Source organism: Actinoplanes italicus (assembly GCF_003001815.1).
GTDB lineage: Bacteria > Actinomycetota > Actinomycetes > Mycobacteriales > Micromonosporaceae > Actinoplanes > Actinoplanes italicus.
Genome location: NZ_PVMZ01000021.1, coordinates 14,292 through 33,082, shown reverse-complemented (window position 1 = coordinate 33,082; position 18,791 = coordinate 14,292). Strand labels below are relative to the sequence as shown.

Sequence of the window (18,791 nt, the reverse complement as noted above, 5' to 3'; positions counted from 1 at the left end):
CGTGACGGCCTGCTCGGTGACACCCGCAGGCTAAGTGTGACCTCAACTTCCTGAGCTGTGTACAGAAGAAACGGTTTACCGGTTGACCGACGGCTGGGTTGTCCCGTAGGGTCGAGAACGGAAACGGGATACCGTTTCTTCTGGACACGAGGAGTTGGATGACGATGAGCTTCATGCTCGCTGGCGACCCGGACCGGGTCAGCCCTGAGGCCCGTCTGGCGGGTATGGCCGAGGCAGCCAAGATCGGGGGTGTTAGTAGGCAGGCGGTGACGAATATGCGTTCGCGAGACGTCAACTTCCCCGCACCCCTTCAGGAGTTGGCGAGCGGGCCGATCTTCCGGGAGACGGACATCATCCGCTACTTCAAGGAGCGGGGACGTGCACCCCTGCCCTCGGCGTACGAGGAGGTGCAGCGCAAGCGCACAAGCCGGTTCGACCCCCTGGACCGCGTGAACCTCGCCCAGAGCGTCGAGCGTGCCCTCCTCGAGGAACCGTTCAACCCGCTCCCGCCGGCCGCTCCGTTCGCGGGTGCGGGTCTCTACTGCATCTACTACTTCGGCGCGTTCCAGCCCTACGCGGAGCTGACCTCCACCACCGACCCGACACCCCTGTACGTCGGCCGTGCCATCCCCAAGGGCGCAAGGGCTGGAGTCGGTGGAGTCCTCTCGACGGTGGAGGAGCCGGTACTGTTCAACCGGCTGCGTGAGCACGGACGTTCCATCGAACAGGTAGAGAAGCACAGTGCCGAGTCCGGAGAGCCGACGCTGCGGTTGGCGGACTTCCGGTGCCGCTTTCTCATCGTCGAGGACATCTGGGTCCCGCTCGCCGAGGCGCTCCTGATAGGCCACTTCCAGCCCGTGTGGAACCAGATCCTGCAAGGATTCGGCAACCACGACCCCGGAGGTGGCCGCCGCCGCGGCGCGCGGCCCGACTGGGACGAACTCCACCCTGGCCGGCCTTGGGCGCTGAAGCAGGAACCCGCCCGTCGCACCCGCGAGGAAAGCGTGGAGCGGATCCGCGGTCACCTCGACAACCGCCTCAAGCTGGACCTCAGCTCCATCCCGAGCCTCAGCGAGGAACAACTCAGCCTGCTCGGCGACGACGACTAACGATTAGTGGATCAGCGAGAAAGGGCCCTTCACCACCGCATCAGGTGGTGAAGGGCTTCTTCGTGCGTGTGGTGGCCTTAGTGGATCCGGACCCTTGTAACTTGCGTGACGTATTTACAGTCCGTACGGCTCACCCTACGTGAGCTGCAAGAACGGCTCGTGGCAACTGGACATGACCATGTATTTGCCATTGCGGTCGCCCTACGCGATCTCCTTACCCCTACGCCTCGCTGTCTTAGTGGGCGATCGACCGGTACACTTGCGCTCGCAGTGTGCTTGGGCGTAGAAATACGCGCCTAATGTTCCGACCCAGGCGAATCGGCGAAAGTCAGCACACGACTAGACCGTAGGGGATGGCTCCCCGAACCTGAGACTGGTGGCTAGACGGGCAGGGAATACCTGCCTGCCACCCGGGTGAATCTCAAATGGGGATAGCCGCCCGAGGAAGCCGAGCAGGGCCTCCTCGGAGTTCCTCAAGGTGAGAAGGGCATAGCGCGTCCTAACCCGACTTTTGACCCCTGTTGTTGAGGGGCGAGTCGGGCTGGGCTGCTTTCCCCCTCGATCTCGCTCCGACGGAGCGAAAGTCGAGGTAACCATGAGTTCCTCTCAAGCCCGGATCATGGTCGTGGTCGCGGCCCTGCTTGCGGGCATCATCGCCGGCATCATTACGGGAATTCTCGCCAAGGCCGACGGGTGCTCGATCCTAACGGCGGTCCTTCGAGGCGGTGGCGCCGTTGGCGCGACCATGGCGCTGATCCTGGGACTGGTGTCCTCCAACGTCGGCATCCTGGTAGCCAGCGTCGACGTCTTGTCGGCGCTGGTGGTAGGCCTCACTACTGGCTGGCTTTCGAAGGCCGACGGCAGTTCGCCATGGGCAGCATGCCTCCGCGGCGCCGTGGCCTTCACCAGCACGATCGGATTGGTCTTGCTAGTTCAACATTTCCTCGGGGTTCACTAGCCCTAAGGCTTTCGGAGGAGACGAGGCAGCGAAGATCTCAGTCTCGTCTCCTCCGACTAGGCAAACCCGCGAGGTGGCTTGACCGGCTGTCAGGTCAACAAGCTGAGCACACTAGCCTCAAGGCTGAGAAACACACAGGCGCCCACGGGCTGCCGGTGAGGAGTCATTCGAGCCTAGGGCGAGAGGCCGTCATACCTGCGGCACACCAAAATGTCGTAGGTCTGCCATACGGTTCTGCGCATGGTCCTCGCCGGCGTTGCGCCTCACGCGGGCCCTGCCAAGTCGCTTCTAATCGCCCAAGAGGTCGATGGGATCCGGCTCGGCGCCTGCCCTACAGTAGGTGACCACTGGAGTACAACGCGCCAGCCGCCTGCTGCCCGGAGGGGGACCTGCTCCTTGAGCCGCATCCCAGAGTTCGACTCAGACGGCCACTTGCCGCCAGGACGCTTCTCCGTGACGGTTGCCGAAGTGCAGGCCCGGTTTGTAGACGCTCCAATGTTCGAAGACTCTGTAACCCGGCAGACATGCTGGGAAGGCTTCCAGAACTACATGGCTCTTTGGGCGAAGTACAAGGACAGCCTAGGTGACGTTATTGGTGAGAGCTCGCTCGTGCGGTGCTTGTGGCTAGCGGGCAGCTTCATCAGCAGCAAACCTGACCCGAATAACATAGACCTCACATTATTCGTGGACGGGGACGTACTGGACGCCGCTAAGCAGGACGGGCTGCCAGTCACCACTCCTGTAGCTCGACTTAGCAACCGAGACAAGAATTTCAAACTCCACCGAGTAACGCCCATTATCGTTCGATACCGATACTTCAAAAGCCCTTTCAAGCACGGCTTCTACTCCTCGGAAGCTGAGTACATGCGGTTTAGAGGTGGATTGGACGACTTTTTCAGTCGCGTCCGCCAGCCGGGAGAAGACAAGCAGGCTCCAACAAGAGAGACTGGGGACTGGAAGCGCGGCTACGTGGAGGTGATGCTATGAGTGCAGAGCGTGACTCTCTTGCATCCTTCAAGGGGCGCGTCGACGCTGACCGTCTCGACGAGCTGTGGGCTGACTACACAGATGGACCCGAGCTGGATGAGACGCCTTCGCAGGTCCTCGACCAGCACCTTTTCGGCATCCTCAAGGAGCAAGATCCATCAGCTCGCCTCGAACGTTGGCTGAATCTCCGCCTCACGGGCGCCAGGGCGACCGGAGGGCGACTTGATATCGGGATCACCCAAGAGGTATTCCACGCCTTCGCCCAAGAGGTCGCGGGCGCTGCGGAGCTCAACTCGATAAGAGAAGGGGTGTCGCTGGAACTAGCTGGCGTGTCCGAAGGAAGCGCCATTCTTCATTTGGTTCCGGCGCGCCAAATCGACGAGAATTGTGACGGTCAACTCGCGGTTGACGTAGATCCCGTTGATGAGGTCTTGTCAACGATCACAGATCTGCACCATACGGCCGAGAGTCAAGGCGATCTCCGCAGATTTGCTGGGCATGAGCCCCTTGTCAGGGGACTTAGAATGCTGGCCTCCGCCCTCGATGAACATGATCTAGACCTTGAGGTCGGATGGCGATCAGGGACAGGTCAGCACCGTAATTCTCGCCTTGACCGAAGAACTCGACAGTTCTTGAAAAAACTATGGGAAGTCCGCTACACGGAGCAGAGCATCCCCGTAAGTGGATTCGTAGTACGGCTCGATCTAGGCGGAACATTCTCGCTCAAGGTTGGGCGGGCTCGCAATTCCAGACGGTATGACATTCACGTTGCTGAGGATCAGAACATCGTTGACCTGCAACTTGCGCTCGGCGAGTTTATTCATGTATGGGCGATCGAGCGTAAAAGAATAAATCATCTCGGCATCGAACAAAGTTCGACTTACCATTTCGTGCGTATGAACGGTGACCAGCTAACTTTCTAAGGCCTCTGGTGGCCCGCATAGTCCACCAGGCGGCGTTTCGCCGAGGATGGTCACACAGTTTGATCGGGTTGCATGCTGGTCGCAGGTAAGTGCAAACTAAGGGTCAAAGCGCCAAACTGGCCGCCCTATTCTTCCCTTGCGCGGCGGTGGCCGCGGGCAGCATCAAGGTGTCATAAATGTGGTGGCCCGTGATGGGGCCGTGAAGTCTGCTGCCACTACTGCACTATGTGCCATATCTCGGCTAGCTCGCGCATAGATGTCACTACAGCGTCGGCATCCGTAAAAGCTGCAACTTTCCACGGGTAGTTGGCGTACCCGATAACCCGGGTGCCAGCCGCTCTCGCTGCCTCAATGTCCGATGCCGAGTCGCCCACGAGGGTGCAGCTCGCAGGTTCCGCTCGAAGTACGTGGGCAGCCTCCAGCACCGGGCCGGGCTCCGGTTTCATCCGATCCGGTGCCGCGTACGCTCGCCCGACAATCGGGGATACATACCGTGTGAGGTTATGGGCGGCTAGGTACGCCGCGACCGCTGCGGCTGAATTGTTACTAACGACAGCTACGGGAATTCCCCGCGTCGCCGCGCCGACAATAAGTTCGTGTCCGTAAGGTGTTGGAGTGGCCAACGTGACTGCTTGCACCTCGGCTGCGGTAAGTGCGTCTTCAATCGCCGCAATTACCTTATGAGCACAGTTTTGACCTGCCCATCGGATTATTGCCATGGGGTCAGGGTCATTGCGGACTTCCTCTGTAAGGGGTGCGTCTAGTGCTGCAAGCAGGTCCACTAGCTCCGCTGCTACCTGTGGGGCCGGATAGCCGGCGAAGACCGAACACACGGGACCGTCGAAATCCCGCAGGCAACATCGGCCGGCACGTTACTCAGCGGTCGCCGGCGACGGTTGACGGCTACCGCCGGACCATCCGCGCCGCGTTGTCGGCCGCTATGCGGCGTGAACTGATCGCGGTCAACCCGGCAGAGGGTCGGATGGATTCGATCCCGACCTCGGTTGAAATCGATGACGGCGATGACGAAGGAACGGTGTGGGAACCCGAGGAGACGGCACGGTTTCTGGAGCACGTCTACGACGACCGGCTGTCTGCGCTCTATGAGCTGGCCGCCTACGCGGGTCTTCGCCGGGCGGAACTGTGCGGCCTGCGATGGTTGGACATCGATACCGACAGTGCGGGCTTGCGGGTCCGGCAAACGATCGTCTCAGTCACTCGCAAGCAGGTCACGCCCGAGCAGGCGGCATGCCCCGTGTGCGAAGAGGAGCACGTTGGCCGCCTATTCAAGGCGCCGAAATCCCGCAAAGGTCGCCGGTGGGTGCCGCTCGCCGCGCCCGCCCAAGACGCGCTCACCCGACACCGGGACCGGCAGCGGGACGAACGGGAGTTCTTCGGGATCGACTATCAGGATCACGGCCTGGTCTTCTGCCGAGAGGACGGCGCACCGCTGCGCCCCGATCGGGTGACGGTGGAGTTCGAGCGGCACGTGCGTGCGTGCGGCCTGCCGGTGGTCCGGCTACACGACACCCGACACGGCGCGTGCTCCCTCATGCTGGCCGGCGGCGTTCCGATCGAGATCGTGCAACTGATCCTCGGTCATTCCACGCCGGACGTGACGCGTCGGGTGTACGCGCACTTGATGCGCAAGACGACCTCGGAACAGGTCGAGAAGGCGGTGGAGCTTTTGACCCGCCACCGACCTCGGCGGAGAGCGCCGTGAGCAATCCGTGAGCAATCGCCACGATCGGAAGGTGCGAACGATGGGCGTTCATGCCTGAAAAGCAGAACGTCCACCGTGCGTTTCCGCAGGTGGACGACGCTCAAAGCCCGGCGAGAGGCTCGGTGGCCAGGGGCGGGGTCGAACCGCCGACCTTCCGATTTTCAGTCAGGGACATCGACGCAGGTCAAGGGATGTGCAGGCGGGCCGTATGCAGCGAACGTGCATCAGCGGCCCGCCGTGCAGTCATGCCGCGATGAGATCGACCGCTTCGGCCGTGGGCGGCGGGATCGGTTCGCCGGCCTCCCGCAGCCCCTCCAGGTGAAAGCCGATCGCCTCACGCATCTCTTGCAACGCTTCCTGGTGTGAGTCGCCCAGGGCGACGCAGCCGGGAAGGTCCGGAGACCAGGCGCCGAAACCGCCGTCCTTGGCACGTTCGATGATCACTGCGTACGCGCTCACGGGGTGCCCCCTGTCAGTCCAGCCTGTTTCAGGATGCTGCGCTCCAAGCCCGGCGGCAAGTCCCGGCTCGGCTTACCGGCGATCGTGACCCGGCCCGGCTTGGACGGGTGCCTGTACTGCCGATGACTGCCGCGTGTGGTGACAAGCACCCACCCGTCCGATTCGATCATCCGAATCGCGTCTCCCACCTTCAACGGCATATCAGCTCGCTCTCTTCGCGGAGACGGATTCCGGCAGACGCGCGGCGTCGCCGTGGGCGGCGAGCACAGACAGCGCCTTGGCGATCTCCTGATCCCGGCCGTCGACGGCGTGCAGGTACCTGCGTGCCGCCGCCATCGACGAGTGCCCGAGGCGCTTCATCAGGTCGGCCATCGTGGCGCCGGCCTGGGCCGCCAAGGTCTGCCCGGTGTGGCGCAGATCGTGAACGGTCAGCATGTCGAGCCCGACCTTCTTCCTGGCTCGAACGAACGCCTGATAGAGCGTGTTGCCGCGCAGCGGAGAACCGTCCCGGCTGACGAACAGCCGCTCCCGTCCCGCGTATTCGTCCAGATGGAGGCGCACGATCGGGATCACGTGCGGAGGGATGGCGACAGTGCGCTTACCGGCCTTCGTCTTCGGATCCTTGTCGTGTGCCTTGCCGCGATCGTGCAGCGGCTCGACTCGGTTCTTTCGCACGGTGATCGTGTGCTCGGTCAGGTCGACGTCAGCGACGCGGAGTCCGGCGATCTCACCGCGACGCAGTCCGCACCATGCGGCGATCAGGACTGCCGTGCGGTACCGGGGGTTGATGGCTTCGACCAGCTCGACCACCTGAGCCGGAGTGGCGATCGGGCGTTCCGCGGCGTGCACCACCCCGGCGCCGGGAATCTGGCACGGGCTGCGTGCGATCAGGCCCTCGCGCACCGCGACGTTCAAGACCATCCGAAGGAAGCGGTACGACTGGGAGATTGAGGTACGGCCGCCCTTTCCGCGCAGTGCCGCCGCGTGCCACTCGCGTACCTGAGTCGCTGTCAGCGCCCGAAGCGGAGTATCGACCAGCGGAGACAGGTGGAGCCGCATGTTTCGTTCGCAGGTCTCCCGCCACCGAACCCCGATCTTCGGGCTGTCCCGCAGCACCGCCCGCATGTAGTTGCCGAGCGATTCAGCCGCCGCGCGGTCGTCGAGCCAGGTGCCCCGTGAAAGGTCCGCTTCGACGAGCGTGAGCCAGCGGTTCGCATCCGTCTTGGTCTTGAAGGTGTCTGGGGCGTTCTGCCGAACGCCGGCCGGGTTGATGAATGAGGCCTGGTAGCGGCCGGAAGGAAGCTTGCGGAGCATGCCGAAACGACGCTTCGCCATCAGGCAACCGCCCTTCCGCCAGACCACGCCACGGTGACCGGTTCGACCCGGCCGGAGGCGATGAAGTCCTGCACATCACTCCGGTAGAACCGCACGTATTTGCCGACCTTCGTGAACTGGATACGTCGCTCAGCGACGAGCCGCCGGACGAAGCGGACCTCCACCTTCAAGACCAGGGCCAGCTCAGCCACCGTCAGCAGTTCGTCATCCACAGGTGTTTCCCTCCCCGTCGGTCGAGTGGATTGCAGTTGCCGAGACATTCACGGGCGGGTCGCCGCTGGCCCGTTGCCGAGCTGCGTTCAGTTGCCCGCGGCGGTGGATGCGTTCGGAGATCGCTCGCAAGAGCCGGTGTTCGAGGGCCGGGAGATCGGGGTCGTCATGACGGGCCATCTCCCAGGCGACCGCCGGCTTTTCGTCGGCCTCAGGTTCCGCGTCCTCGGTGGTGACGCCGAGCAGCGCCTTGACCCAGGCATGGGCGTCCGCACGATGGTCGGCGAGGGTCTTGCCGGACCAGTCACGGGAGACGAGCACCCGCCGTCCGCCGATGCCGAGGGTCGTCTTCTGGTGCACGCGTCCCTTGCAGTGGCCGGGCCGAAGCCTGCCGTGGGCCTTCTTGGGCTGGACGCCGTAGAGCAGCCAGTTCGAGCACCGCTCCGAACACGGGGTGACTCGGAGTTCGTGCCAGAGCCGGTCGAGGTGCTGGCGTTGCGGGTCACTGCTGGTCTGGTGGCAGTCGGCGGCGGACTTGGTCACGTACTTGGTGATGTAGCCGATCGTCCGCTCGACGTCGCCGGAACCGGGGTCGACGCCTTTGGCCTTGACCTGGGCGCCGAACCGGACCAGGTGTGCAGGCTCAGCGTCGGGGTCGTCGTCGATCGCGTCCAGGGCCTCAGCCCACGTCGCCAGCGGCCGCCCGTTGTCCGGGTCCACCCACGTTTCCGCTTTGGCGTCCCAGGTCGGTGGTCGGTCGATCGGGTAGCGGAGCCGGTCGGCCACCGGCCACCACACCTGGTGGTAAGTGGCGGTGGAGACCAGTTCCAGCATCGATCGCGGAATCGTGCCGCGGATTGCAAAGTGCGCGTGCGGCGCGAGGCGTCGTTGCGGCTCGACGCATCCGGCGTACTGGACGTTCCAGCCGACTGCCCGGCGGAGGTTCTGCCAGTACCGGTCGAGCAGCCGCGGGAAGTGCACCGCATCCCAGGCCGCCCGCCGGTAGTCGTACTTGCCGGGGTCGACTGGAGTACCCAGCAGTGGATCGCCGTCGGTGTGCCAGCGACGGCACGAGCAGGGCCGCCCGGCATGGATTGAGTGGACCGGACCGTAGCTGTCCAGGGTCAGGGTCAGCCACATCGACGGCCGGTGCTCGACACCATCCGAGCCGACGTACGTCCGGCCGACCGTGCGGGCTTCGACCTTCTGCCGGGGCAGGTCGGGCACATCCTGGCGCCGCTTGGTCGACCGAACCCGCCGAGGCCCACCGTCCTCGTCGTCGCCTTCGGCGTCACGGCCGCGACCCGGTGCGATGCTGCCGCGTAGTCCTTCTGCGGCGATCTCTTCTTCTACCGCGCTGATCGCTGTGTCGATGCGGTCCAGTTCCGTCGCGCGCTGGTCGGGGTCCATGTTCGCGAGTTGGAGCGCGGCCCGCTCGAATTCGAGGTGCGCGCGTGCGGTGATCAGGTCCCGCTGACGGGGTGTCGCCGGCGCCGGGCCGGGCAGCGGTTCGTCGGCCCGGTGCCAGCCTTCCCGGATCTGTACCTGCCGTAGCCGCCGTGCCCGTTTGGCGCAGGGCGGGCATCTGGCTTCGAGCGTGGCGCCGCACGGCAGGTCGACGAGTTCCGTCTTCCCGGTGGCCAGGTCGGTCCGTCGCAACGCTATCGGGCGGATGCAGACGCCGTGATCGATGGCCAGGTCTTTGAGCGCGTCGACGGCGCGGGGAAGCGCGAGTCGGGCGGCGCGGGAGCCGGGCCGAGGCGTCTGCGGTTCGGCAGGGGCCGGGAGCAGGGTTGGTGTGGTCATCGGGTCACCTGCCCGATGACCGGCACCCCGTTGGGTCGGGTGATCGGTCGGACCGGGACCGTCGGCACCACCGGAGCCGGACTCGGAGCAGGCACGGGCTGAGGCGCCGCGACCGGCGCCGACTCAGCAACAGGTTCCGGAGGTGGGCTGGTGAAGACGAGCTTGACCAGGGCCATGAACGCCAGCGCGGGCACCGCGGACAGAAGCCACCCGGACGGGCTTGGCTGAGCCACTGCGAGTTGAGCCGACAGCGACAGGGTGCCGGCCGCCACGAGCAGGACCAGCGGGTATCCGATCGGCGCCCCAGCCCGGCGCCGCCGCTTGATCGTCAGCAGTGCGGCGACGGGGACGAGTTCGGAGATGACGGCGTTGACCCAGCCGAACGCGTCCGGGGTCCCGACCGGGGCGTGGCGCATGGTCCAGTCGTGGACGTGGGAGAAGGACGCCCATCCGGCGGCCAGGGCGACGGTGGTGAGGATGGCGGTCAGGGTCAGGCCTTCGACGCGGTCAGCGTTGAGCTTCACGCCGCACCTCCAGCAGCCTTGCCGTCGACGAGCCGAAGCTGCCCGTAGTCATGGGCCATGTCGCGGACAGCGGTGTCGTCGCAGTAGGACAGCCGCACCCGCATGGGTGTCGGGTCTCCTTCGAGCACGACGTAGCCGATACCGGGCTGCGTCTGCGGGATCCGGTCGCAGAGCGCTCCGCGGTCGCGCATGCCGTCGCCGAGGACCATGTCGACCTCCGCCGGCTCCGACAGCCGCAGTCCGATCCGGGTCGGGAACAACCCACGAGCGGGAAGGACTTCCTTGCGGGGGTCCTGGATCGCCGCGACCACGTGGACGCCGACGGCGCGGCCCTGGGTTAGGACGATGCCGAGCGCGGCCTTGATCCGATCCTTCAGTTGCCGCTCGGTCAGGTAGGCGGTCAGGTTCGCCAGCTCATCGATAACCAGGACGATCAACGGCTCATCCACCGTCGGCACATGCTGACGCGTCTGACCCGCCAGCCGGGCAGCGCGTTCCTGAGCAGTGGCCGCCGCTTGCTCGATCATGGCGGCCATCTCGGCGAAATCCCGTGAGGCGAACCGGGCGAACAGCGGCCGGCCGATCCCCAGTTCCATGCCACCTTTGGGGTCCAGGCCCCACAGTTCGACCAGGCCATCAGCGACGCCGCCGGACAGGGCGCGGACGATAGACCAGATCACCGAGCCTTTGCCCGAGCCGGTGGCGCCGACGATGAGGACCTGGGTGCCGAACAGCCGTAGTCGGTAGAGGTTGCCGTCCTCCTGCACGCCGATGGGCAGAGCGGTGAAGTCCGGAGCGTCCGGCACCGGCAGCGGTTCCACGGTGTCGTGGAGGGAGTCGCCGCGCATGAGGACCAGGACCACGGTGGCGTAGGTCGGGCCGGGAATGGCCTTCACCTGCCGCACCCCAAACGTGTGGGCCAGCCGCTCGGAGGCTTTGGCGAAGTCGTCGGGGATCTGCCCGGTCACCATCCGCACCAGCACCTCATCGCAGCCCGCGCGGCAGCGGACCCGGCGGATCTCCGGGATGATCGCGCGCTTGTCGTAGGAGACCGACAGCTTCGCGGTCACCATCGCGGCCATCCACCGCCGCCGGTACACCAGCCGCCGCACCCTGGCGAGGATCGGCCACCAGCCGAGCCGCAACCACGACACCCGATGCCCGAACGCCCAGCCGGTAGCAACGGCCGCGGTCCCGGCGACGAGCCCGGCGAGCGCCTGCCAACCGTAGGCGAGGTAGAGCCAGGTCAGCCCGGTGGCCGGGAGAGTGACGTACCAGTGGCGGACGTAGGTGGCGACGAGCCAAGCGAGGGCCTTGACGGTTTCCCAGACGACGACGGCCCAGATCGGGAGGCGGAAAACCGGGGTGCGGACGTTGAGCGGCGCGACCGGGATGGTCTCGCCGCGGATGATGTTGATCAGCGGCATGGTCAGCTCACCGCCGTGGTGTCGGCCTGTTCCAGGGTGGCGAGTGCGTCGCGGATGTGGTCGAGGCGTTCGGCGTCGGTGACGTTCGGGATCAGCAGCGCCCACGCCTCGATCCGGCCGATCGCTCCGGCGTAGCGGTTGACGTGCTCCCAACCGGTGAGCGCGTGCGCCCGAAGGCCCTCCTCAACGGCTTCTTGATCAGCCGCGTCCTCGCAGCTGTCGCAACGGTCAATGCCCTTGGCCAGGGGCTTCACCTCGGTGCATCCGATGCAGGTACGCCATACGGTGTTGCTCGGTGTGGTGACGCGGGCAGCGTCGACTACCTTGGGCATCACAGCCCACTCCTTCACAAGAGGTGGTTGGAGCGGCCGGGGCGGGGAGAACTTCTTGGCGGTTGTTGGCCCCGCTCCCGGACGCGATGAGACCTAGGCGGCTCTGGTGCTCCCGGTGGACTGCGGCCCGGTCATCCCGGCCGCGCGGACCGACCAGCCGAGCCGCGACCGGCACTTGCCGGTGCCCTTGCACTTTTGCGAGTCCACGTACGGCGTCAGCGTGACGTCGGTGAACTCCACCATCGGCGGGTAGCCAGGCACCGCGGACGCGGGCGGAACCGGCTGCTGCGCGGCGATGACCTTGACCTTGAACTCCTTCGATCCACCGAACTTCCCGGCCTCCGGGTCCAGGTCGAGGACCCGGACCAGCCAGACGCGTTCGCCGGTCTCCTTGTCGCGCAGCTGGTCGTCGCCCTGGCCGCGCTTGTCGAAGTCGGTGGCCGGCTCCACGCCGAGGCAGAGCCCACCGTGCGGCGCGACGTAGTCCCACGGCACCGGCACCTTGATCGAGTTCGGAATCACCGAAAGACTCCTTCCGTCGAACCTGATTACTTGACTAACCAAGTTGGACAGAAAGCTAGCACATGGACAGCATGGCTAGCCAAGTAATTTGCCTAGCGAAGAGAAAAAAGTTCTTCGATGCCTGCTGGCGGCAAGATGCCCGCAAGATCAATCGCTAGCAGCGGAGATGCCGCCGAGTTCCGAACGACCAGCAGAATTGCCAGCACAACATCGTCTGTGCTGACAGCGAGCAAGGTCGATTCGCGGGCGGACGGTGCCCGCAATGTCATCCGCTCGACGACATCGGTTGCCACGAGCCGCCGGCGCCGTTCGAGGTGATCCAGCACGCCCTCACGAAGCGGGTCGACATCAGCGAAGCGAGTACCGACAGCCGCGACTGCCGGGAGGTAGACCGTCGAGAGCGTCGACCACGGCACGGCACTGCCCATCATGATCCGCTGACGAACGATCACCGGCTCACCGACAGGAACGGCGAGCATCGCGGCGATCCGCGCGGAAGCCGGCGCTCGACCCGCTCCGACGACAGTGCCGTTCCCGACCTCCGGCGCGTGCAACGACTCATAGGTCCGCGCTGGCGGCGACGGCCGACGCCGCGGGGGAGTGCCAAGAACGAGCCGCCCCTTGCCCTGCACACCTTCCAGGTAGCCGAGCTGCCGCAGATACTCCAACGCCCGCACCACCGTCGAACGAGACGCCCCGAACTCACGCACCAGCTGCGACTCACTGGGCAGCATCGACCCGAGCGGGTACGCGCCCCGCACGATCCGTTCCCGCAGCACGTCGACGATGTGCGCGTACTTCGCCGAACTGGAACCGCCGCCCATGCCGGTCACGCCGTGCGTCCCGCGGCAACAGTGTGCAGGTCGCAAGCCGCGACGTGCACCAGGGCTTGCGTCCACCGCAGCCGGTAGCCGTCCTCGGCGAGCTCGTCGCCCTCCAGCCAGACACACTGGCCGCCGTACCACTGCGAAATGTCGAGCCGGACCCGCCGGACGAACAGGACCAGGGCGCCATCGCGGTACCGGCACGAACCGGCCGGAACCCGCAGCACGTGACCGACCAGCTGATCCGCCGCCACCGGCAGGCGCGGAGGGGTGGAGATCGACAGGATGCTCATCGGTCGTTACCCGGCCCGCTCACCAGTGGTGCCCCTTGTTGGCCACGTGCGGACCGGCTGCCGTGCGCTTCATCGCCACCGCGAGACCGAGATCCGCGAGCTGACGAGCGACGCACGGGTAGAGGATTGCGGGACGGCAGTTCAGGCACCATCCATCCGGGCCAGGCTGATGATCGGCGTACAGGCGCCGAGCCAGCCGCCACACGAGCGGGCGGGCGCAGCCGGTAGGCGGATCGATCGGCGGTGCCTGCCCGCCGAAGTCGAGCGGTTCGGGCATGACGGGACCTCCGCAACAGCATGGAGAGGCACCGAGGCGGGACTATGTCGACCAGCGGGAAAGACCCGCCTCGGCGCCGTCTGCCCTCCCAGACAAAGTCGAACGCACCGAAATGCGACGATCAACGTCGGATGAGGGTCTACCTGACTAGCTTGGCTAGTCAGATCGACCGTACGGTTGTCCCTAGATATACGCAACCCTCTACGCCTCGAATCACCTAGCCTGGCTAGCCAGGCTTTAAGCTGTCGAATGTGAACACGGAAGCCCGCGACCTCGACGACTTGGAGCCGGACGACGCCCGCCCGGCCTCCCAGCAGATCGCAAACGTGCTGCGCGCGGCGATCCTGACTCGTCGCTTCGCCCCCGGTGAACGTCTGCCCTCGCAGAACGACCTGTCCGAGCGCTACGGCGTAGCCCGCGAGACCATCAAGTCCGCGCTACGCATCCTCCGCGACGACCGCCTGATCATCAGCCGACAGGGCAGCGGCGCCTTCGTCCGCGCCCAGACCGACCGCCCAGTCGGCTTGCGCCCGCACATCGAGGCCGCGTTCGAGCAGTCCCACATCACCATCGACTTCGCCGGCTTCTCCAGCGAAACCCTCCACGGTGCCATCCAAGAACCCTTGGACAAGATCCGCGCCGGCCGCCTCACACCCGAGTCGATCGCCATCCGCATCCTGCTGCCCGACCTGACACAGCCCGCGGTCGTCCCCTCCCGAGCCGAGCCCGCCGGCGACGACCCCGCAGTCCGTGAACGCGCAGCCCGGATCGCCCGTCGTCACACTGAGGCCATCGTCGAGTCGGTAGGGGAGTTGGCCACCTTGGGCCTGGTTCGCAACGCCACCACTGACATTCGCGCGTACGGCACCACCGTCCTGTCGAAGCTCTACATCCTCAACCGCGACGAGGTGTTCTTCGGCTTCTACCCCGTCGTCCGCAACACCGTCTCGGTAGAGAAGCAGGCCGTCCCGATCTTCGACGTCCTGGGCAAAGACGTCCCTCTGTTCCATTACGCCACCACGGGCGATGTCGGTGACGCCGGAGACCAGTTCGTTCAGCAGTCACAGGCCTGGTTCGACAGCATCTGGGACACCATCGCCCACGAGTACAACCCGTGACCCTCTCCGACCTGATCGCCAACACCCGCTGCCTGCTGATCGATTTTGACGGCCCCATCTGCTCCGTCTTCGCCGGCTATCCAGCCGCCGCAGTCGCCGACGAGCTGCGCACCGCCATCCGGCGCCAGCGAGGCGAGCTTCCGCGTGCGGTAGCCGACCTTTCGCCCGACCCGTTGCAGATCCTTGTCGAAGTTGCGGCCCTGGGGGACGACAGCCTGACCTGCGAGATCGGTGATGTTCTCCGCGATGCCGAGAACACGGCTGTTGCCGTAGCCACCCCAACACCCGGTGCCAACGATCTGCTCCGCGCCGCCCACGAAACCGGCCGCAGGGTCGCCATCGTCAGCAACAACGCCAGCGCCGCGATCGAGGCCTACCTTCGAGATCACGACTTGATCCGCTACGTCGATGGCCTTGCAGCCCGCTTCGACGGCATGGACCCGCACCTACTCAAGCCGCATCCGTTTCTGCTCGAATGTGGCCTCACCGCAGTTGGCTTGGACAGGGATGACGCAGTCTTCATCGGCGATTCGGTAAGCGACATTGAGGCAGGTCGAGCCGCCCAGATACCGACCATCGGCTACGCCAACAAGTCAGGCAAGCACCAGCGCCTGACCGATGCGGGAGCGGACCTGGTGATCGAATCCATGAACTCCCTGGTTGACGCCTTGCATCAAGACGCGGCTCGGTCGCCCCGATGAACGATGGACTGATCTTGCCCGCCGCCGTCTTGGCGAATGTGCAGCGTCGCTGGCCCGAGATTGCCGACCTATGGGCGGCGAAGGTGCACGACGAGTTTCAGGGTCTCTGCGAGCGCTACCAAGCCACCCCGTCCAGCATCCTGCCGGCTCGCTATGGATTCGTCGTCGCCGCCGACTCGCCAGACGGGCCTCTCGTCTTCCGTAGCAGCCCCGACCCACACGGATCTGACCAGGCCGCAGTCGCGACGGCCCTGGCAAAGTTGGGCGCCGCCCCAACGGTGCACGAAGCGACGACAACGAACCACGGCACATGGACAGTGCTCGACAGAGTGCTCCCAGGTACATCCCTCATCCGTACGGATCCGACAACGGTCGACCCATCCGCGCTCTTTGCACCGCTAGTAGCGATGCGCGATCAGCCGCCACCGATCCCCGGCATGCCCTCGATTCTGGACTGGCTCCGCGAGCGACTAGAAGATGACCATCTCCGCGATCTGCGGCCAGGAACTGCCGTCGCTCCGGCCGGCGAACGCCAGAACGCACTGAGGCTGCTAGCCGACCTAGCCCACAGTCATGTCCCGAGCCTCTGCCACGGCGACGCTTCCAGCGGCAACATCATCGCCAGCGGACCAAAGGACTGGATGTTCATCGACCCCCGCGGAATGACGGGTGACCACACCTACGATGTCGCAGTCCTTGCCATCAGGGTCAGCGAAGCTCTTGGAACACCGAACCTCGTTGAGGTGATTGCCAGTTTCGCCCAGGTCGCGGTCGACCGTTTGCAGGCGTGGATGATCATTGCCAAAGCCGCGCGCGTCTAGTTCGCCGGTATTCCTGTGATCAGCTCCCAGAACAGGTCTAGTCACCGAATAGGATTTTGGTAGTTGTTGCACTGATTTGCCGAGTTGAGTGCATCGCGGGAACGTAGCTTTGAGGCCGCTGGAGATCGCGCGACTATTCTTTATCCAGCACTTGCATCCACAGCCGTATGTATCCATCCGGCCGCACTGGGGGTGCCATCGATGCCCAAATATCTCGCTTCTTCTCCTTCCACCAATTCAGCCGTTTACCTGCCGTCAAGGGGACACGGGAAAGTCGGCCTCCGCCGAACGGAAGCCGGCCTGTAAGGGTTGACGAGATCTCGGCTTGCGCCTCTCTCGCATTATGACGAAGCCTAAGCATGTCGATATCCAGCAGAAAGACGTCAAAGAGGGTCTTGTGAAAAATTGCGACGCCGCCCTCGGGAAAGAAGGCGCGTAAGCCAGCCAAAGTTTCATTTCCATCGACGTCTTCTGCAGGGCCAAGAAAATGGCCATCGCTAAGATACCAGTCGGATATGCTGGGAACGTTAGTTGAGTACAGCGCAAGATCCATCCTCTCGTCGATGTGCTCCAGGCTGTCACGAAGAGTCTTGACTTTGTAGATCAGCGTCCCGTCCTCGCTGTCAGGTAAAGCCAGGACCCGCCGGAGCTCACGAACTCGCCATTCTGCAGCCATCTTGGCTGCCTTTCTTCCCTCGCTCTTCGTGCCTGGCCAGCCGTCGGGTTTAGGATCTGGTCCTAAGGTCACCATCCGGCTGACCACAATTCCGGCAAACATCGCAGCCTGCAAGTGTCGCCAGACTCTGACGCTGTCGTCCTCCCGTAAGGCCGAACCTATCGCATCTTCAATCTCTTCATTGAAGATTTCCGCTTGCCGTTCGACCTCACCTAAGTAGAAGAGGAGGCGCAAAGCGGACGTGGCCTCATCGTCGTTGCCGCGGATAGATTGCACCGGGATTCGGCGGGTTGCGTATGGTTCTCCCATCCGGGCATAGTGCCACGCGCCTGAGCGAGGTGAAAGCCTATATCGCACATCAAGTCCGAACAGCACGTGTTGCCGGCGAAGCGAGATCCCATGAGCTCGATCAGGTGAGTTAGCTGTTGCCACGTAGAGCGAATACGCGAGCCATGCTCATCTAATAGGTTTTGTCGGCCTGTGGGCACAGGACAGGTGCAGGATGACTCCGGTAGCGCCCCCGCACCTCGGCTGCCGGCCGGTACTCGCTCGTGCCGATGAGAGCGCCTTCCCAATAAGCCGAACCTGTTCACAAAGGTGTTCACTGTCTGTCGGTCAAACTGACTGGAAGGCGGATCACTCGCCCTGGAGGACACACGGTGTCAGACTAGATGCCATGTCATTCCGCATCCCGTTGCGAGCACGCGCATTCCCGTCTTACATCCATGTGCCGTCTTCTATGACCGTGTCGAAGGCAAGGCTAGTCTGGGCTTCCGTAACCATGGGAAGACAGAACTGGGCCGACGTGATGAGCCCGAAAGGATGGCCATTACACGTCATCTGGCGCGCAAGCATGGTGATGGGAACCTTCGATCTTTCGGGAGCTCCAGGCTCGCCGCTTACCGTCTTGCCCGCGTACACTGATTTGGACGGAACCGAAAAGGTTACGGTTTCGTACTTCATGGGAGGGGTCGCTGCGAAGCTCTTCGCGGAGGAGCTTGGTGTTCCTTGGCTCGTACATTTTGATCGAATTCTGAGAAATGCGGGGGTTTCCTGTCATGGGTCAAGGCCGGACTTCATTGGAATTGGAACTCCGCCTTTCTCCTTTAAGGTGACGGTGGAGGCCAAGGGGACGGCCCGCACCCCCCAGCCGTTTGACGTCAAGAGAGCCAAGGGGCAATTGAAAGCGGTACGTGCCCGGACCAGCGGCCGCCGGATTGCATGGGCAAACTTCTCGATCCTTGACAAGCAAGGCTGGCGAATCGAAGCGCATGATCCAGATCCTGAAGATACTGATCAATTTCCGTCAACATCAGACCTTCTCGCGTCGTATTACGAACCCGTAGCGCGATCCATGGAGGCGCGAGCGGATCTACGTGAAGAAGAAGTTCGTGCCGAGTTCCCCGAAGTGGGAGTGGCGATTCGTTTTCCAGCCCGTCTTTTTGCGGCATCGCTTGAGTCGGACGGCGAAGCGATCGGGCGTTTTTTGGTAAATGAATCGCGACTGGACAGAAATTTTGAGGGCCTCAATGACGTGGGCGACGGTAGTCGATTTGGATACCTTGACCCCGACCGGCGAACACTGGAAGAAATTACTACGGCTGTTTATCGGGGGAATCTCCAAGAAAAGTTCCAGAACTCAGGTCCCACCTACCAAGGGTTCGACGCAATATCAATCGACCTGGACAGCGAAATGTGGTCCTAGCTGCGCCGCTCACTACTGCGGGGCGAGTGGCTCACTTACGCATTTTCGGCGCGCTCTCTTG

23 protein-coding genes are annotated in these 18,791 nt (G+C 64.2%); 9 read left to right on the top strand and 14 right to left on the bottom strand.

The window, feature by feature from the left end; translation table 11 throughout:
• Positions 1-158 precede the first annotated feature (158 nt).
• From CLV67_RS38385 to CLV67_RS51340, 4 genes are all read left to right on the top strand, one after another.
• Positions 159-1,109: an Eco29kI family restriction endonuclease gene (locus CLV67_RS38385; protein WP_203737253.1), complete on the top strand. Its 951-nt coding sequence runs from the start codon at positions 159-161 to the stop codon at positions 1,107-1,109.
• A 595-nt stretch (positions 1,110-1,704) separates the two neighbouring features.
• A complete protein-coding gene (locus CLV67_RS38380; RefSeq protein WP_106327599.1) occupies positions 1,705-2,067 on the top strand; it encodes a hypothetical protein in 363 nt (120 codons plus the stop codon).
• Positions 2,068-2,307: 240 nt separating this feature from the next.
• Entirely contained in the window at positions 2,308-3,054 is a 747-nt protein-coding gene (locus CLV67_RS51345; RefSeq protein WP_146169455.1) for a DUF6932 family protein, read from the top strand.
• Positions 3,051-3,977, top strand: a complete 927-nt coding sequence (locus tag CLV67_RS51340; protein WP_146169454.1) for a hypothetical protein — start codon at positions 3,051-3,053, stop codon at positions 3,975-3,977. Before CLV67_RS51345 ends, CLV67_RS51340 begins: the two co-directional genes overlap by 4 nt.
• A 215-nt stretch (positions 3,978-4,192) precedes the next feature.
• On the opposite strand, the gene CLV67_RS38375 is transcribed toward CLV67_RS51340, so the two are convergent.
• Positions 4,193-4,696, bottom strand: coding sequence for an HAD hydrolase-like protein (locus tag CLV67_RS38375; protein WP_307833878.1), 504 nt, complete (start codon positions 4,694-4,696; stop codon positions 4,193-4,195).
• Between the two features lie 221 nt (positions 4,697-4,917).
• Between CLV67_RS38375 and CLV67_RS38370 the strand changes: the two genes are divergently transcribed.
• A complete protein-coding gene (locus CLV67_RS38370; RefSeq protein ID WP_106327595.1) occupies positions 4,918-5,700 on the top strand; it encodes a tyrosine-type recombinase/integrase in 783 nt (260 codons plus the stop codon).
• A 243-nt stretch (positions 5,701-5,943) separates the two neighbouring features.
• On the opposite strand, the gene CLV67_RS38365 is transcribed toward CLV67_RS38370, so the two are convergent.
• The 12 genes from CLV67_RS38365 to CLV67_RS38310 all read right to left on the bottom strand — a co-directional run bounded on the left by CLV67_RS38365 (position 5,944) and on the right by CLV67_RS38310 (position 13,709).
• On the bottom strand, positions 5,944-6,159 hold the full coding sequence (locus CLV67_RS38365; protein WP_106327593.1) for a type II toxin-antitoxin system HicB family antitoxin: 216 nt from the start codon (positions 6,157-6,159) through the stop codon (positions 5,944-5,946).
• Positions 6,156-6,329, bottom strand: a complete 174-nt coding sequence (locus CLV67_RS38360) for a type II toxin-antitoxin system HicA family toxin (RefSeq protein WP_239166510.1) — start codon at positions 6,327-6,329, stop codon at positions 6,156-6,158. Before CLV67_RS38360 ends, CLV67_RS38365 begins: the two co-directional genes overlap by 4 nt.
• Before the next feature lie 31 nt (positions 6,330-6,360).
• A complete protein-coding gene (locus tag CLV67_RS38355) occupies positions 6,361-7,494 on the bottom strand; it encodes a tyrosine-type recombinase/integrase (protein ID WP_203737257.1) in 1,134 nt (377 codons plus the stop codon).
• The gene (locus CLV67_RS38350) at positions 7,494-7,706 is read right to left on the bottom strand and encodes a helix-turn-helix domain-containing protein (protein ID WP_239166508.1); all 213 of its coding nucleotides are present in this window, start codon (positions 7,704-7,706) and stop codon (positions 7,494-7,496) included. The genes CLV67_RS38355 and CLV67_RS38350 overlap by 1 nt, the downstream gene beginning before the upstream one ends.
• Positions 7,699-9,510 carry a replication initiator gene (locus CLV67_RS38345; protein WP_106327591.1) on the bottom strand — a complete coding sequence of 604 codons (1,812 nt, stop codon included), beginning with the start codon at positions 9,508-9,510 and terminating at the stop codon, positions 7,699-7,701. Before CLV67_RS38345 ends, CLV67_RS38350 begins: the two co-directional genes overlap by 8 nt.
• The gene (locus tag CLV67_RS38340; protein WP_106327589.1) at positions 9,507-10,034 is read right to left on the bottom strand and encodes a DUF2637 domain-containing protein; all 528 of its coding nucleotides are present in this window, start codon (positions 10,032-10,034) and stop codon (positions 9,507-9,509) included. Before CLV67_RS38340 ends, CLV67_RS38345 begins: the two co-directional genes overlap by 4 nt.
• The gene (locus CLV67_RS38335) at positions 10,031-11,461 is read right to left on the bottom strand and encodes an FtsK/SpoIIIE domain-containing protein (RefSeq protein ID WP_106327587.1); all 1,431 of its coding nucleotides are present in this window, start codon (positions 11,459-11,461) and stop codon (positions 10,031-10,033) included. Before CLV67_RS38335 ends, CLV67_RS38340 begins: the two co-directional genes overlap by 4 nt.
• Positions 11,462-11,463: 2 nt before the next feature.
• Positions 11,464-11,793, bottom strand: a complete 330-nt coding sequence (locus tag CLV67_RS38330; RefSeq protein WP_106327585.1) for a hypothetical protein — start codon at positions 11,791-11,793, stop codon at positions 11,464-11,466.
• A 93-nt stretch (positions 11,794-11,886) separates the two neighbouring features.
• A complete protein-coding gene (locus CLV67_RS38325) occupies positions 11,887-12,315 on the bottom strand; it encodes a hypothetical protein (protein ID WP_106327584.1) in 429 nt (142 codons plus the stop codon).
• A 92-nt stretch (positions 12,316-12,407) separates the two neighbouring features.
• On the bottom strand, positions 12,408-13,139 hold the full coding sequence (locus CLV67_RS38320) for a GntR family transcriptional regulator (RefSeq protein WP_239166511.1): 732 nt from the start codon (positions 13,137-13,139) through the stop codon (positions 12,408-12,410).
• 5 nt (positions 13,140-13,144) lie between these two features.
• Positions 13,145-13,432: a hypothetical protein gene (locus CLV67_RS38315; RefSeq protein WP_106327580.1), complete on the bottom strand. Its 288-nt coding sequence runs from the start codon at positions 13,430-13,432 to the stop codon at positions 13,145-13,147.
• A gap of 19 nt (positions 13,433-13,451) precedes the next feature.
• Complete coding sequence (locus CLV67_RS38310) at positions 13,452-13,709, bottom strand: hypothetical protein (RefSeq protein WP_106327578.1); 258 nt, start codon at positions 13,707-13,709, stop codon at positions 13,452-13,454.
• Between the two features lie 251 nt (positions 13,710-13,960).
• Here CLV67_RS38310 and CLV67_RS38305 point away from each other — a divergent pair, with 251 nt between their 5' ends.
• Genes CLV67_RS38305 through CLV67_RS38295 form a run of 3 tightly spaced genes read left to right on the top strand, consistent with a single transcriptional unit; the run spans position 13,961 to position 16,349 of the window.
• Positions 13,961-14,827 (top strand): winged helix-turn-helix domain-containing protein, encoded by an 867-nt coding sequence (locus tag CLV67_RS38305; protein ID WP_106327576.1) that lies wholly within the window; start codon positions 13,961-13,963, stop codon positions 14,825-14,827.
• Positions 14,824-15,528: an HAD family hydrolase gene (locus CLV67_RS38300; protein ID WP_170154162.1), complete on the top strand. Its 705-nt coding sequence runs from the start codon at positions 14,824-14,826 to the stop codon at positions 15,526-15,528. The genes CLV67_RS38305 and CLV67_RS38300 overlap by 4 nt, the downstream gene beginning before the upstream one ends.
• A complete protein-coding gene (locus tag CLV67_RS38295; RefSeq protein WP_106327572.1) occupies positions 15,525-16,349 on the top strand; it encodes a phosphotransferase in 825 nt (274 codons plus the stop codon). The genes CLV67_RS38300 and CLV67_RS38295 overlap by 4 nt, the downstream gene beginning before the upstream one ends.
• Before the next feature lie 133 nt (positions 16,350-16,482).
• On the opposite strand, the gene CLV67_RS51335 is transcribed toward CLV67_RS38295, so the two are convergent.
• Positions 16,483-17,334: a hypothetical protein gene (locus CLV67_RS51335; protein WP_146169453.1), complete on the bottom strand. Its 852-nt coding sequence runs from the start codon at positions 17,332-17,334 to the stop codon at positions 16,483-16,485.
• A 367-nt stretch (positions 17,335-17,701) separates the two neighbouring features.
• Here CLV67_RS51335 and CLV67_RS51330 point away from each other — a divergent pair, with 367 nt between their 5' ends.
• A complete protein-coding gene (locus CLV67_RS51330; protein WP_146169452.1) occupies positions 17,702-18,730 on the top strand; it encodes a hypothetical protein in 1,029 nt (342 codons plus the stop codon).
• Positions 18,731-18,791 lie beyond the last annotated feature (61 nt).

Excerpts from the sequence above, each read along its gene's own strand:
- CLV67_RS51340 (WP_146169454.1), top strand. The coding sequence starts at position 3,051 with ATGAGTGCAGAGCGTGACTCTCTTGCATCCTTCAAGGGGCGCGTCGAC.
- CLV67_RS51330 (WP_146169452.1), top strand. The coding sequence starts at position 17,702 with ATGTCATTCCGCATCCCGTTGCGAGCACGCGCATTCCCGTCTTACATC.
- CLV67_RS38315 (WP_106327580.1), bottom strand. The coding sequence starts at position 13,432 with ATGAGCATCCTGTCGATCTCCACCCCTCCGCGCCTGCCGGTGGCGGCG.
- CLV67_RS38360 (WP_239166510.1), bottom strand. The coding sequence starts at position 6,329 with ATGATCGAATCGGACGGGTGGGTGCTTGTCACCACACGCGGCAGTCAT.
- CLV67_RS38330 (WP_106327585.1), bottom strand. The coding sequence starts at position 11,793 with ATGCCCAAGGTAGTCGACGCTGCCCGCGTCACCACACCGAGCAACACC.
- CLV67_RS38380 (WP_106327599.1), top strand. The coding sequence starts at position 1,705 with ATGAGTTCCTCTCAAGCCCGGATCATGGTCGTGGTCGCGGCCCTGCTT.
- CLV67_RS38335 (WP_106327587.1), bottom strand. The coding sequence starts at position 11,461 with ATGCCGCTGATCAACATCATCCGCGGCGAGACCATCCCGGTCGCGCCG.
- CLV67_RS51345 (WP_146169455.1), top strand. The coding sequence starts at position 2,308 with ATGGTCCTCGCCGGCGTTGCGCCTCACGCGGGCCCTGCCAAGTCGCTT.
- CLV67_RS38355 (WP_203737257.1), bottom strand. The coding sequence starts at position 7,494 with ATGGCGAAGCGTCGTTTCGGCATGCTCCGCAAGCTTCCTTCCGGCCGC.
- CLV67_RS38310 (WP_106327578.1), bottom strand. The coding sequence starts at position 13,709 with ATGCCCGAACCGCTCGACTTCGGCGGGCAGGCACCGCCGATCGATCCG.
- CLV67_RS38345 (WP_106327591.1), bottom strand. The coding sequence starts at position 9,510 with ATGACCACACCAACCCTGCTCCCGGCCCCTGCCGAACCGCAGACGCCT.
- CLV67_RS38370 (WP_106327595.1), top strand. The coding sequence starts at position 4,918 with ATGCGGCGTGAACTGATCGCGGTCAACCCGGCAGAGGGTCGGATGGAT.
- CLV67_RS51335 (WP_146169453.1), bottom strand. The coding sequence starts at position 17,334 with ATGGGAGAACCATACGCAACCCGCCGAATCCCGGTGCAATCTATCCGC.
- CLV67_RS38320 (WP_239166511.1), bottom strand. The coding sequence starts at position 13,139 with ATGGGCGGCGGTTCCAGTTCGGCGAAGTACGCGCACATCGTCGACGTG.
- CLV67_RS38375 (WP_307833878.1), bottom strand. The coding sequence starts at position 4,696 with ATGGCAATAATCCGATGGGCAGGTCAAAACTGTGCTCATAAGGTAATT.
- CLV67_RS38385 (WP_203737253.1), top strand. The coding sequence starts at position 159 with ATGACGATGAGCTTCATGCTCGCTGGCGACCCGGACCGGGTCAGCCCT.
- CLV67_RS38295 (WP_106327572.1), top strand. The coding sequence starts at position 15,525 with ATGAACGATGGACTGATCTTGCCCGCCGCCGTCTTGGCGAATGTGCAG.